This window comes from Pseudovibrio sp. M1P-2-3, from assembly GCF_031501865.1.
Lineage (GTDB): Bacteria > Pseudomonadota > Alphaproteobacteria > Rhizobiales > Stappiaceae > Pseudovibrio > Pseudovibrio corallicola.
Genome location: NZ_JARRCW010000001.1, coordinates 486,835 through 499,410, shown reverse-complemented (window position 1 = coordinate 499,410; position 12,576 = coordinate 486,835). Strand labels below are relative to the sequence as shown.

Sequence of the window (12,576 nt, the reverse complement as noted above, 5' to 3'; positions counted from 1 at the left end):
TATAGGTGAAGATTTCCAGATATTGACCATTTTTGAATTTATAATTTCGATGAACATTAAAAATCTGTCATATTGAGCCAGAAATCGCCTTAGCGATGGACTATAAATTCCTTCTGAGATTATGTACGGGAGGAAACATGAACGCGCCAATGACAAAACCTCTATCTATTTCAAATCCCCATACCCCCTTTGACCACCCTGAATTTGATGGGCACGAGCAAGTTGTCTTTGCAAACGATACGGCCTCCAGCCTTCAAGCCATCATTGCAGTTCACGACACAACGCTGGGACCGGCTCTGGGGGGATGCCGCATGTGGCCCTATGCAAATTCCGGGGAGGCCCTGACAGATGCCCTGCGCCTGTCAAAGGGAATGAGCTACAAAAATGCGCTGGCGGGTTTGCCCATGGGAGGGGGAAAAGCCGTTGTCATCGCCGATGCGAAAACACAAAAAACGCCGGAGATGCTCGTTGCCTTAGGCCGCCACATTGACCGTATGGCAGGCTCTTACATTACCGCTGAAGATGTGGGCATGAGCGACAGGGATCTGGAAATCATCAGCACCCAGACAGCCCATGCTGGCGGCACCAAGGCCCGCGGGCTGGGTAACCCTTCCCCCTACACGGCACAGGGCGTTTACATGGGCCTGAAAGCTGCGGCCCGCCACAAATTCGGCAGCAGCAACCTGAAGGGGCTTAGAATTTGCGTAAAAGGAACGGGAAGTGTCGGAGCAACCGTTGCACGCCTTGCCCATGCAGAAGGGGCCAAGCTGTGGGTCGCCGATGTTTACAAGCCAAACCTTGAGCGCATGGTAAATGAGCTGGGTGCAACACAAGTTGAAACCAGCGAAGCCCACAAGGCAGATGTGGACATATTCGCCCCTTGCGCCCTTGGGGCGGACCTGACCCCCAAAACTATCAGGGAAATCAAAGCCTCCATTATCAGCGGTGCGGCCAACAACCAGCTTGCCTCCCCCGACGATGGGGAAGCGTTGCACCAGCGCGGCATTTTATGGGCCCCTGATTATGTGATCAACGCCGGCGGCGTCATCTCCATCGGCCTTGCCAAACCCGGTGATACAGACGACACCTATGTGCGCCAGCAGGTGGACGCAATCGGAGATACCTTGACCAAGATCTTCGATCGAGCTGCCAAGGAAAACCAGCCAACAAGCCTGATTGCCGACCACATGGCCATGGAAATCATTGCTGCGGGTAAGGATAAAAAGGCTATGACGGACGCTTAAGGCCCATTAGCAAAAAACGCTGAAACTGATACCGGTTTCACACCAAACGAGAGGGCTACTCCCCTCTCGTTTTATTTCACAGCATCCAATCAACACTATTAGAAGCTTGGATGCCCATTCAACGTACTTCACGGGAGAGTTTTCCGGTAAATCCCTGATGCGGGGCGCCGGAGATGGTTTTTAGAGCACACCGCGTTCACGCAGCGCGCTCTAGCTTATTTACATTGAGCCGTTTTTGTGGCTCAGGTGGCACCAATCAGCCAATCTCGGCCCCGCCATCGGCACGGATGTCGTGTGCGCCGAGCAACTGGCCTTTTTGGGGGCCGATGATCATGCCCGCGTGGCCCATTGTGTCGCTGTAATCTTCATCCAACACCTCAATTTCATGACCAAGCCGGTCCAGACCACGCAAAGCCTCCCCGTCAAAGCGGTTTTCTACCCGCAAGCACGTTTCATCACCGCCCCATGTGCGGCCTAGCAACCAGCGCGGTGCTGTAATGGCCTGTGCAGGTTCCAAGCCGTGTAGCACAGCCCGTGTAAAGATCGCCGCTTGTGTTTGTGGCTGCCCCTCTCCGCCCATGGTACCGTAGACCATGGTGCGTCCATCATCCAAACGAGCCATTGCGGGGTTCAGTGTGTGGAACGGCAAACGACCCGGGAGCAGAAACTGAGGCTTTTCCGGATGAAGCTGAAAACTGGAGCCCCTGTTTTGCCATGTAATTCCGGTGTGTGGCAGCACGCATCCGGACCCGAACTCCCAGTAAATAGACTGAATATACGAGACACTGCGCCCAGCACTATCCACGGCGCCCATCCAGACGGTATCGCCTTTTTGAGACTGATGCGGCCACGGTGCCGCCTTTTTAGCGTTGATCTCATCAGCGCTGGCAGCCATCCACTTTTGTGTAAGGTAAGCCTTCGGGTCTTCCGCGCTATAGCGCGGGTCGGTCGCCACCCTGTCCCGCAGGATATAGGCTTTCTTTGTAGCCTCGACTAACCCGTGAAAATACTCGGTGCTTTCTGGCCTACAGGCTTTAAGCTCATCGAATATTCCGAGGATTGCAAGGGAGGCTAGGCCTTGGGTTGGCGGCGGTGCATTATATAACGTGCCTAAGCTGGTGCGCAGTTTAAGCGGGTTGCGCAGCTGCGCCCGATAGGCTTGCAGGTCCGCCCGCGTGAGCGGAGCACCCATTTCCTCCAGATCATCTGAAATGGAAGCCCCCACATCACCGCGGTAGAATTCCTCAAGTCCTTCATGGGCAAGGTGATCCAGCGTATCCGCCAGACGAGGCTGCTTTTGAAGCTCCCCTTCCTCTGGCAGCTCCTCCCCATTTTTCAAAAACACCTGAGCAAACCCCGGCGCTTGCTTTAAGGCCTCCAAGTGCTGCCGGGTGAGACGGGCTTGTGAGCGGGAAACAGGCGAGCCGGCCTTGGCGTGCCCGATCGCAAAACCCAGCAAGTCGCGCAGTGGCAGGCCGCCACCAATCGCACTGGCTATTTCATGGGCTTTCTGCCAACCGCCAACAACACCTGCCACCGTGAGGGCAGCCAGAGGACCGCGTACCGGGATTTCGCCAAAACCCTTTCCTTGATAAAACGCGGCAGTGGCTTTGCTGCCTGCGGGGCCACAAGCCTCGATCACTTTCGGCGGTCTTCCCGGTTCGCTCACCAGCCAGAACCCGTCACCGCCCAAACTGTTCATATGAGGATACACAACCGCAATAGTTGCTGCAGCCGCGATCATGGCATCAAAGGCCGTGCCGCCCGATCTTAAAATTTCAGCACCTGCTTCCGCTGCAAGTGTGTGCGGGGCAACAACCATCCCCTTCGTTGATGAGCGCGTTTCCAAGGCAATCCTCGACAGGTTTTACAACTTAGCTGTTTCTATAAGTATTTCAGGGAAGTACAAGCCCGCAACCAGATAACAGGCCCCCTGACCTCCCGAAAGCTTGTTCACCTTCTCTTTACGGTCCGCAAAAAATCCAAAAGACGGCCCGTTGCTTTCTCCCAAGACAGATCCACCAGATGGGCATCCTGCTCTGGCTCGTGATTGAGCGCATAGGTGACCACCTCCACAAATTCACGGGTACTCACATATGTAAGGCAGTTCTTGAACTTACAAAAATAAAGGTTGCTCTTATGCCGAGGAATAATCACAAACTTGCCCATGGCCAGCGCTTCCGCAGTTGTGGTACAAAAAACCTCACTTTTTGAAGGGTTTATGAAGATTTTATAGGCTGCGAGGTCAACGTGGGGCTGAGCTGTTATACCCTTATAAGAAAATTCCAGGTTCTTGTGCGCCGCATAGTCAGTGAGCGCAGCAAGGTTCCCTTCTATACCATAAAGGTCCAGATCCAGCTTGAAAGGAAGGTGAGATACGAGATCAAGGAGATCAAACAAGCCCTTTTCTTTTATGAGCTTACCGCAAAAATAAGCGGACTTTTTAGTGGGGGTGTTTTCCAGAAAAAAGCGCTGAGGAATACCGTTAATAGGGACTACAGCCGCCTCTCGGAAAACCTTGTACAACGCAGAGCTAAGAGCCACCACTGCATCACAATGGCGCAACAGTGAAATTCTTAGGTAGGTTTGAATAAACCAAAGAGGAACAATGCCTTTTTGTTTCCGGTTCGAAGCGATGTACTGCGAATAGTTCGTATGCAGTATTCCTACTGCAACTCCAGCCAGTTTCCTATAATTATCCAGTGGGTTGAAGGCTTGCAGATGGTCCACATCTTCAACGAGAAGATAATCACATTTTTCAATAACCCTTCTGAAGGGCGCATTGGTAAAAATTGATTTGTATGTCCGGTGGAAATAGGCTGGATAGTACTTCAGCTCAAAATTCAATTCCTCGATTTCCATAAATTTTCGTATGAGATCAGTTTGCTCTTCCTGCGTTTTGAATATCTCTCCATTTTGGAAAGCATGCTTTTGATCAGTTTCTTCCAGCCAGGGAAGATACAAAGTAACAGTATACCCGTGGTCAGAGAGAGACTTCGCCCGCCACAAGGTGTTAATAGAGGTTCCCGTTCTCCAAGGATACGCGCTGGAAGTAACAAGAGATATATAGGTTTCCCTGCCCTTTAAGCCCGTTATCTTTCGCTTGGAGATTTTCATAGGCGCCCGGAATGTAAGTGGACATATAGAAGATGGCTATTCCAAATGGATAGAAGACCATATGTTCTTACAGGGGGAACCTTAAAGTACTTTTACACTCGCCTATACGTTACAGGCGCAGGAGATGAACTTTAATCAACCGCTTCAATCAACTTATTCATTATGGAGAAATTAATTTCCTTCACCTTCTCCTGGTCAACCGTAATCAACTGTTCGAGATCCGTGAACTTTTGCATTCTATAATTACTTTTATCTAAGTCCAGAGTGCCCAGATCTACCCCATACTTGTCATAGATGTAGTGTGCATCTTCATTATCACTATCAATTACCGTTGAAACCCTCTGGTGCAATTTGGGCTTCGTGTAGTAATCGAATTTTCCTTTTTTCCGCTCAGCCTTTTTAATTTCACTCAGCAGCTTTCGGGTTCTCGTCTGGTTTTTGGGTTTACCTTTCTCATAGGATACTTTTTGATACTCAAGTAAAATCTGCATTCCTTCAGCCGAAATGGTTTCATTTTGCGTGTAGTGGGTCAGTTTAGGAGACTTGTACACGTCTGGAAGATAGTGCTTAAAATAGTCAGCGATAATATCACCTTGGACCAAAGCATCTTTGGCGAATAACCTTGGTTTGAGTTCCCCAAACATCTCCCAGTTCTGTAAACTATTCCCATATTTCAACATTGTTGGACGAACAATTCTGTTGGCCGACTTGAAGCTTTGCTGCAGATAGGAAAGGTAAAAGTCAGAGGGTTTTCGCAAGTAAACAACAATTTCCACTTCAGAAATAAAGTACAGATATTTTTCCATAATATCTTTCCAGGCATCCACATTATACAGCCTGAAAAAGTGTTCACCGGACAAAACAAGAGTGTGAGCTTTGCTGGAGAGTGCCTGCTTGGAAATAGACGCCCAGTATTGTTGTGATAGCTTGATAGCGTTGAGGCTTGAGTACTGCCTTTGTATTTTCCTTAGAAGTGGCGAGGCACAGATATTGTGGTTATCATGGCTCCCGAACAGAGGATAGCAATACCCCCTCTCTGCAAGCAGCTGAGAATTATTCTTCAACGTTTTTTGAATTGAAGATGTTCCCGTTTTGGGAGTGCCTATATGTAAAATTAATTTCACTTTAGATCCCGATATAATATTTTCTTATGATTTAAATATTTATCTTTACTTGAGTCATTAAAGATAAGAAATTGGCATTATTTAATGAAAGAAATTTAATATCTATATTTACCAGATATCAATGTCGACTCTTTTCAAGAGTACGGTAAAGGCGCCTCTGCGGCTATCTGGAAGTTTTCGTTCTTCTAGATATAAGCCCCAAAAAACGAATAGTAAAAAATCCGAGAATGAAGCCCAGTCCCGCACTTATAATTCCTTCAATTGTAATCGGGAGAGCTGGCTCGAAGTTGTGCAATGTGGCTTTGCTCAGTGCAATATCCGGAGCACGTAAAAACAGCCAGATCCGTTCAAACGGCTTTGCTCCATTCATGTCAGCGCGTTGTTTTTTCAAGGCCTCCAGACGCTCAAGCGCACTGGCAACGCTTTCACCACGTTTGCGAATGAAGCCATCTGGACTGCGTGACATATAGACGAAAGCCTCGTTCACACTCAAATTCAGGAACTGGGCATCTTGCATAAACGCGCGTTTCACTTCCTCCAGCGCATCAATGGCCCCGCCAAGCCGCTGGCGGTATTGCTGGGAAAACTCGGGAAGCTGGGAAGCAAGAACTGCGAGCCCTATGCCGCATAAAAGCGCTAGAATTCGGATCATTCCCTTACCCCCTGTCAAACTTCACAGCCTTGGGATGTTTACAGGCACACCCCAAGGCTGGACTATAAACATACGCTCTTAAGTCAGCGAAATAATACCCGCGGCTCCTTCTTCTGTCCCAAAAGCCAGCCTCGTTCCGCTTTTATCCCAATCCATTGCAGTGACCTGCCCATTACCCGGGCGGCGCAGAAGAACTTCGGCGTTATCACCAAAACGAACAGCCATGATCATGCCATCTTGATAGCCAATGGCAAGCATGTCTTCTTTGGGGTGGCAGCAAACTTGCGTAACAGAGCTGTCTCCGCGCACACCAAGCTGCAAGGGCTGCTGCCCCATAGGGCCGTTTTTACCGGTAAATGGCCACAAAATGGCAGCTTCCGCCCCAGATGTTGCCAAGTACTTTCCTTTTGCGGACCAGCTGATGGATTTCACTTTGTTAGGGTAGCCTGTCATGCGCATGTCCTGACTATCGGTCAAGCGCCAGCCGTGAAGGGCGTTTTCCTGCATGGTTGAGACAACATACTTGCCATCGGGCGAATAGATCACACCGCTATGGGCACCATCCCAATGCAGTTCCTGCGGGTCACCCGCCGCATTCACCCACCAAAGAGTAACACCGTTATAGCGGGCAGTTGCAAGGCGCATTCCCTTTGGAGCAAAGGCCAAGCCACCAACAGCACGCTGGTGCACGAATTCCTTTTCCTCTCCGTTTTTCAGGCGCACCCAAGCGGTGCGGCCAGAGGCAAAGGCGATGGCGTCTTGCGGGCCACAGGCTAAAAGGTCGATCCACTTGCGCGGGCGCTCGGTTATGAAGGTTGCGGACCCATCCGCTTCCACACGAAAGATTTTGCCATCCCCGCCACCGGTTACAAGCGCTTTTCCATCTTGTGTGCGGGCAGCACTGAGCAGCCCGTCTTTATAAACGGGCGTGAGCGCTTCTGGACCACCGAGAAAGCGAACCGTTCCATCCCCCACCGCAAATGCGGCAGTATCGCCAAGAAAGTGTGCGGAGACTACATAGCCTTCCGCTTCCAAAGGAGCAATTACAGTCACATTTCCCCCTTAGGCCGCACAGGCTTCAAAAGCTTTTTTGAGTGCATCATCTTTCAAGTTGCGACCGATGAAGACCAAACGGCTCTCGCGCTTTTCATCCGCACCCCATTCGCGCTGGTGATCGCCTTCAACAATCATATGCACGCCTTGAATGACGTAGCGCTGCGGATCGTCTTTAAGCGCAATAATACCCTTAAGGCGCAAGATATTTGGCCCCTCAACCTGCGTCACCTCATTAATCCAGCGGAAGAAAGTCTGCGGATTCAAATCGCCGCCCTTGAGCGAGATGGAACGCACGGAATGAGGGTCTTCATGATGGTGCTCGTGGTCACAATCAGGCCCGCATTCATGATCGTGATCATGATGGTGGTGATGATCGTGATCATGGTCGTGGTCGTGATCGCAATCAGGCCCGCATTCATGGTCATGATCGTGCGCGTGAGAAGCTTTTTCGAGAAACTTTGGATCAAGGTTCAATATACGGTCCAGATCAAAAGCACCCCGGTCCAGAACGTCCCGAAGGTCCACATTACAGCGCTCTGTATGTACCAGTTCCGCATAAGGGTTGATCTTGCGAATGGTTGCTTCCACAGCTGCCAGCTGTGCGGCATCCACCAGATCGGTCTTGTTAAGCAAGATAACATCGGCAAAGGCGATCTGGTCTTCCGCCTCTTGCGTATCCTTCAAACGCTGCTGAACGTGACGAGCATCCACAACTGCCACCACCGCATCCAGCTTGGCTGCCGCGCGCACATCATCATCCATAAAGAAGGTCTGCGCAACGGGAGCCGGATCTGCAACACCGGTAGTCTCCACGAGGATTGCATCAAATGAACCCTTGCGCTTCATAAGATTTTCAACGGTACGAATAAGATCTCCGCGAACGGTACAGCAAATGCAGCCGTTGTTCATTTCGAAAACTTCTTCGTCGGATTCCACCAGAAGGTCATTATCAATGCCGATCTCGCCGAATTCGTTCACAATCACAGCATACTTCTGGCCGTGGTTTTCGGTGAGGATGCGGTTCAGCAATGTGGTTTTGCCTGCGCCCAGATAACCGGTCAAAACGGTAACTGGAACGCGGGTGTCAGTGGCTTCTGACATCTATTTCTCCTATGGAAACTGAAAGGGGGCTGGCAAGCCCCAAAACTCTAAGGTAATATAATCAGTTCAAGCCATAGGAAAAGGGCTGAGGAGCATTAAAACGGGGTTTCTTCCGCAGTAGCGACTTCTCTTTGCGGCTCCATTACCAGAAACAAACGGGAGGGATGAACAGAGGCCAAACCATCCAGCTCGTCCTGATCGAACTGCATGACCATTTTCCCTTGGCTGTCCATCATGGATAATCCTGTTTCATCCGCCCAGACCCAAGCATTCACCTGCAAGAAGGATGAGCTGATACCTGCACAGCCTTCAAAACTGAGTGCGTTTCCAAAACCGCCGGGGGCCAGCTCCGTTTCAAGTACCACGGTGCATTGCCGGGCTGAAAGAAGGTCTAAAATGGACCAGATGCCAGAGTAAAACTGCGCGCTTGCCGGCAAGGTGCCACAACAAACACCCACAAGAAAAAATGAAAATACAGCCGAATTGTACTTGGATACACCTGTCATGAAGCCACCCCATATCAACAAGCATGGGACCAGCCTACCTAAAACAAACTAAATTATAATTAAAGATAGATAAGTAATATCTATAGAAACTCTATAAAACCACTAGTTAAATACAATCATACCTACAATAACAGCCATAGCAAGAAGACAAAACAACTTAAATTCAGTTACATCATCAGATATAGGATATTTACGCGGCATAGTTTTAGCTATCCTTCTACTCGATCTTTTTTTGAACAAGACCTTTCGAACAGCGTATTCTATAAATTTTAAAAATGCATAAAATCCGTAGTTATATATTGACTAAAGGTGCCAGACGGGTTCCGAAAGCCGGAGCGCTTTCGCGAATTTGCAAGCTTGGCTGGATCATATGGGTTTCCCCTGAGGGACTCGCCTCCCCGCGCAGTTGCCTGAGCATCATCTGAGCTGCAACCTGCCCGATTTCAAAGGCCCCGTTGTCCACGGTGGTCAGCGCCGGAGTGCGGTTCTCTACCCCTTGCGTGTCATCATAACCTGTGATGGCAAGATCTGGTCCCGGTTCAATACCCAGCCGTCGGGAGGCAGACATGACGCCCAGCGCCACCAGATCATTAAAGCACATGACGGCCGTCGGGCGGTTTTGTGCAGCCAGCAGATCCTTTACTGCATTTTGCCCATCGGTCTGGGTCATCAGTTCCGGCACATCGATCTGATCAGCGGGGTTAATACCAGCCTCAATCAACGCATCGCGCCAGCCGCGGTTTCTATCTCGTCCCGGAGAGCTTTTGCGCCTGCCCCCGAGCATGGCGATACGCCGATGACCTTGCTCAATGAGATGCTTGGTAATGCTGTAGCTGCCAAAGTAGTCATCGCCGCGCACGCAAGGGGCATTAGCACCCTCAACCTCGCGGCAAACCAACGTCATAGGCACGCCGTTGGCAATGACCTTGTTAAGGGACTTTGCCGTTGTGCCAATGGAAGGACACAGGATGAGCCCATCCACCCGGTGCTGGAGCATTGTTCCAACAAACTTGTCCTGCTTGTCCACCAAGTCACGGTGGTTACAGATGAGGATGGTTTTATCATCCTCTGACAAGGCCTCTTCTAGCCCGTAAAAGACCTCTGCAAAATAAGGGTTCTGAATATCGTGAACAGCAACGCCAATCATATTGGAGCGGGAGGTACGCAATGAGGCCGCAGAACGGTCGTAAATATAGCCGACTTCCTCGGCGTAGTCCTTTACGCGCTTTCGGGTTTTTTCCGCCACCAAGGGCGAATCCCGCAGGGCCAGAGAAATGGTTGCGGTTGAAACTCCCAAGTTTAAAGCAAGGTCACCAAGCTTTAAACGCTTATTATCATTGGCCACGTTGTGCAATTCCCATCATCAGCACCATCTCTTCCCTGTGACATTTCCAAACCGGAGTGTCCAGAGTTTTCCTGAGCATAAAGAGTATAGCAAGAGTTTAACTCACGTGGAATTACCACCTTTGTGTATACAAGGCTTCTTCAGACCTTTTAACCTCCCGTTTTGGGATAAGGAGATATACAATGATATCAACCGCATATGCTCGAAAAATGGCCGAGTATAACATTTGGATGAATCAAAAAATCCACGCAAGCGCCCATGAGCTGACGCACGCGCAACTGGTTGAGGATCGCGGTGCGTTCTTCAAGTCCATTCTGGGCACTTTAAACCATCTCATTGTAGGGGATATTTTTTGGCTGAAACGCTTTGCAAATCACCCGGCAAACTTTGACAGTCTCTCTTCTATGCACTCCGTCCCTTTCCCCGAGGGGTTGGACGCACAGCTCTATTCCGATTTGGCGGGTCTGGAAAAACGCAGGGAGGAGCTGGACCAAATCATTCTAGATTTTTCCATGGAGCTTAGGGAGGACCATTTGACCACGGTTCTTCCGATCGTGAACTCCAAAGGCATCCCTTTTGCCATGCGGCTTGGAGATTTTCTGGCGCACTTTTTCAACCACCAAACCCATCACCGCGGGCAGGTAACCACCCTTTTCTCCCAGTTTGGCAAAGATGTGGGGACGACAGACCTGTTATATTTGCTCGATAATATTGAAACCGACGCGAAAGCCTAGGCAAAAGCTTGACCTTCGACCTACAGGCGAACTGTTGCAAAGGTACGCAAGGGTCAACCTGCCAGTTCATGCTCTAGTGAGTCTAAAGGTTTGGTTGCAGAATAACTCTCTGGCGGTGTGGGCACCGCTCCGCCAGACAACAGGTTCTGTTCCAGCCTATTGAGTATGCGTTCCAAATCTCGCTTGTCTTTTGCTTCCAGACCGGCAAACGCCTCCTCTTCAAGGCGCATCCAGATTTTGTCGATGGTCTCGATACACTGAACACCTTGCGCCGTGAGGTAGACTTTGGTCAAACGCCCATCCGTCGTACAGTAACGACGCTCCACAAACCCTTGAACAGACAACCGGCTGATCATTTTGGTGACCGTTGGCGGCTGAACCCCCAAATCCTCGGCAAGCCTGCTCATGGTATAACCGTCATTTTCGCTCAAGAGCTTTAAAAGTGTTTCCTGCCCCGCGTGTAGACCGACCTTTGCAAGAAGCGCCCCTGAGCGGGTGCGGTGTGCTTTGGCGGCCTGAGCCAAGCGCAGGGTCAACGACTTTTGAAAATTGAAAGACATGCTGAAATTTCCCGATAAATAAAATTTAGGCACCTAAGGACAGGCGAATATCTTTCTATTTATCCGTACTCTGTAAAACTAATGTGACAGTACCTTTAGTTTGTTAGTTGGTAAGGGCTTGCTCGATGGCGCCCAGCGCCCGTTTGCAATAAACGCCGTAGTCCGCGCTGGTTCTGAAATCCTTGCCTCTAGGATACGGGACATCAACGGCAAAATCTTCAAAAATACGCCCCGGCTTTCGTCCCATAACCACCAAGCGGTTGGAAAGGTAGACACTTTCATAAACCGAGTGGGTGACAAACAAAATCGTCCAGCCAAACTTTTGCCAAAGGCCGAGCAGATCATCATTGAGTTTGTTGCGGGTGATCTCGTCCAGAGCCGCAAACGGCTCATCCATAAGCAGGACTTGAGGATTTGTGACAAGAGCGCGGGCAATGGAAACGCGCATCTGCATGCCGCCGGAAAGCTGCGAGGGGAGGCTTTTGGCCACATCCTCCAGCCCCACCAGTTCCAAGGCATCCATAACCCTATCCTTCGCGAGGGCTTTAGATACCCTAGAGATTTTGAGGGGGAAATAAACATTGTCGAAAACACTTGCCCACGGCATCAAAGTGGGAGACTGAAAAACAAAAGACAATGCATGCTCGCTGGCAGCTTTTGCGTGCCCCAAGGTTTGACAGGACGATGCAGGCCAGTTGATTTGCCCGCTGCTTGGTGAAGACAGTCCGGCCAACATGCGCAAAACTGTTGACTTTCCGCAACCGGAAGGCCCGAGAAGGGAAACGAAATCACCTTTTTTCACATGCAGCGAAAACCCGTCCACGGCCACCACATCATTGTCGAACCGCTTGGAAATATCTGCCATGGAAAAGGCGGTCTGCTGCCCTAAATCCACGCTATGTAAGTTCAAAGTGCTTGCTCCCCGGATCTCATCGAACTGCCTGTTAAAAAAAACGGCTGAGGAGTGATAGCAGCAACATCTCCTCCATGCACCCTCACATCCTTAAAAAAGATGTACCTCAAAAAGGAAAACCGGAAACTTCAGTAATTCGGGCAACGTTAATTGTAGAAGTCTTTGTGAAACCCGAGATATTTTTTGGAGAACCCCTCGAGAAAGGCTACACTCCAGCCAGTTTC

12 protein-coding genes are annotated in these 12,576 nt (G+C 50.1%); 2 read left to right on the top strand and 10 right to left on the bottom strand.

Annotated features, from left to right (window positions below):
• The first annotated feature begins 137 nt into the window (after nucleotides 1-137).
• Nucleotides 138-1,244 (top strand): Glu/Leu/Phe/Val dehydrogenase dimerization domain-containing protein, encoded by a 1,107-nt coding sequence (locus P6574_RS02400; RefSeq protein WP_310618796.1) that lies wholly within the window; start codon nucleotides 138-140, stop codon nucleotides 1,242-1,244.
• Nucleotides 1,245-1,500: 256 nt separating this feature from the next.
• On the opposite strand, the gene P6574_RS02395 is transcribed toward P6574_RS02400, so the two are convergent.
• The 8 genes from P6574_RS02395 to P6574_RS02360 all read right to left on the bottom strand — a co-directional run bounded on the left by P6574_RS02395 (nucleotide 1,501) and on the right by P6574_RS02360 (nucleotide 10,145).
• Nucleotides 1,501-3,066, bottom strand: coding sequence for a gamma-glutamyltransferase family protein (locus tag P6574_RS02395; protein WP_310622090.1), 1,566 nt, complete (start codon nucleotides 3,064-3,066; stop codon nucleotides 1,501-1,503).
• A gap of 131 nt (nucleotides 3,067-3,197) precedes the next feature.
• Complete coding sequence (locus tag P6574_RS02390) at nucleotides 3,198-4,361, bottom strand: glycosyltransferase (protein ID WP_310618795.1); 1,164 nt, start codon at nucleotides 4,359-4,361, stop codon at nucleotides 3,198-3,200.
• A gap of 131 nt (nucleotides 4,362-4,492) precedes the next feature.
• A complete protein-coding gene (locus P6574_RS02385) occupies nucleotides 4,493-5,167 on the bottom strand; it encodes a hypothetical protein (RefSeq protein ID WP_310618794.1) in 675 nt (224 codons plus the stop codon).
• A 481-nt stretch (nucleotides 5,168-5,648) separates the two neighbouring features.
• Nucleotides 5,649-6,137: a DUF2937 family protein gene (locus P6574_RS02380; RefSeq protein ID WP_310618793.1), complete on the bottom strand. Its 489-nt coding sequence runs from the start codon at nucleotides 6,135-6,137 to the stop codon at nucleotides 5,649-5,651.
• A 78-nt stretch (nucleotides 6,138-6,215) separates the two neighbouring features.
• The gene (locus P6574_RS02375) at nucleotides 6,216-7,190 is read right to left on the bottom strand and encodes a WD40 repeat domain-containing protein (protein ID WP_310618792.1); all 975 of its coding nucleotides are present in this window, start codon (nucleotides 7,188-7,190) and stop codon (nucleotides 6,216-6,218) included.
• Between the two features lie 9 nt (nucleotides 7,191-7,199).
• Nucleotides 7,200-8,294: a CobW family GTP-binding protein gene (locus P6574_RS02370; RefSeq protein ID WP_310618791.1), complete on the bottom strand. Its 1,095-nt coding sequence runs from the start codon at nucleotides 8,292-8,294 to the stop codon at nucleotides 7,200-7,202.
• Nucleotides 8,295-8,389: 95 nt separating this feature from the next.
• Entirely contained in the window at nucleotides 8,390-8,800 is a 411-nt protein-coding gene (locus P6574_RS02365; RefSeq protein ID WP_310618790.1) for a hypothetical protein, read from the bottom strand.
• A 292-nt stretch (nucleotides 8,801-9,092) separates the two neighbouring features.
• Nucleotides 9,093-10,145 carry a LacI family DNA-binding transcriptional regulator gene (locus P6574_RS02360; RefSeq protein WP_310618789.1) on the bottom strand — a complete coding sequence of 351 codons (1,053 nt, stop codon included), beginning with the start codon at nucleotides 10,143-10,145 and terminating at the stop codon, nucleotides 9,093-9,095.
• 182 nt (nucleotides 10,146-10,327) lie between these two features.
• Between P6574_RS02360 and P6574_RS02355 the strand changes: the two genes are divergently transcribed.
• The gene (locus P6574_RS02355) at nucleotides 10,328-10,879 is read left to right on the top strand and encodes a DinB family protein (RefSeq protein ID WP_310618788.1); all 552 of its coding nucleotides are present in this window, start codon (nucleotides 10,328-10,330) and stop codon (nucleotides 10,877-10,879) included.
• Between the two features lie 53 nt (nucleotides 10,880-10,932).
• On the opposite strand, the gene P6574_RS02350 is transcribed toward P6574_RS02355, so the two are convergent.
• Both P6574_RS02350 and P6574_RS02345 read right to left on the bottom strand, forming a co-directional pair.
• The gene (locus tag P6574_RS02350; RefSeq protein WP_310618787.1) at nucleotides 10,933-11,439 is read right to left on the bottom strand and encodes a MarR family winged helix-turn-helix transcriptional regulator; all 507 of its coding nucleotides are present in this window, start codon (nucleotides 11,437-11,439) and stop codon (nucleotides 10,933-10,935) included.
• A gap of 103 nt (nucleotides 11,440-11,542) precedes the next feature.
• Nucleotides 11,543-12,349 (bottom strand): ABC transporter ATP-binding protein, encoded by an 807-nt coding sequence (locus P6574_RS02345; protein WP_405048070.1) that lies wholly within the window; start codon nucleotides 12,347-12,349, stop codon nucleotides 11,543-11,545.
• Nucleotides 12,350-12,576: the final 227 nt, after the last annotated feature.

What these genes read in the sequence shown, in the direction of transcription:
- P6574_RS02350 (WP_310618787.1), bottom strand. Translation starts at nt 11,439, where the DNA reads ATGTCTTTCAATTTTCAAAAGTCGTTGACCCTGCGCTTGGCTCAGGCC.
- P6574_RS02395 (WP_310622090.1), bottom strand. Translation starts at nt 3,066, where the DNA reads ATGGTTGTTGCCCCGCACACACTTGCAGCGGAAGCAGGTGCTGAAATT.
- P6574_RS02390 (WP_310618795.1), bottom strand. Translation starts at nt 4,361, where the DNA reads ATGAAAATCTCCAAGCGAAAGATAACGGGCTTAAAGGGCAGGGAAACC.
- P6574_RS02355 (WP_310618788.1), top strand. Translation starts at nt 10,328, where the DNA reads ATGATATCAACCGCATATGCTCGAAAAATGGCCGAGTATAACATTTGG.
- P6574_RS02365 (WP_310618790.1), bottom strand. Translation starts at nt 8,800, where the DNA reads ATGACAGGTGTATCCAAGTACAATTCGGCTGTATTTTCATTTTTTCTT.
- P6574_RS02370 (WP_310618791.1), bottom strand. Translation starts at nt 8,294, where the DNA reads ATGTCAGAAGCCACTGACACCCGCGTTCCAGTTACCGTTTTGACCGGT.
- P6574_RS02385 (WP_310618794.1), bottom strand. Translation starts at nt 5,167, where the DNA reads ATGGAAAAATATCTGTACTTTATTTCTGAAGTGGAAATTGTTGTTTAC.
- P6574_RS02400 (WP_310618796.1), top strand. Translation starts at nt 138, where the DNA reads ATGAACGCGCCAATGACAAAACCTCTATCTATTTCAAATCCCCATACC.
- P6574_RS02380 (WP_310618793.1), bottom strand. Translation starts at nt 6,137, where the DNA reads ATGATCCGAATTCTAGCGCTTTTATGCGGCATAGGGCTCGCAGTTCTT.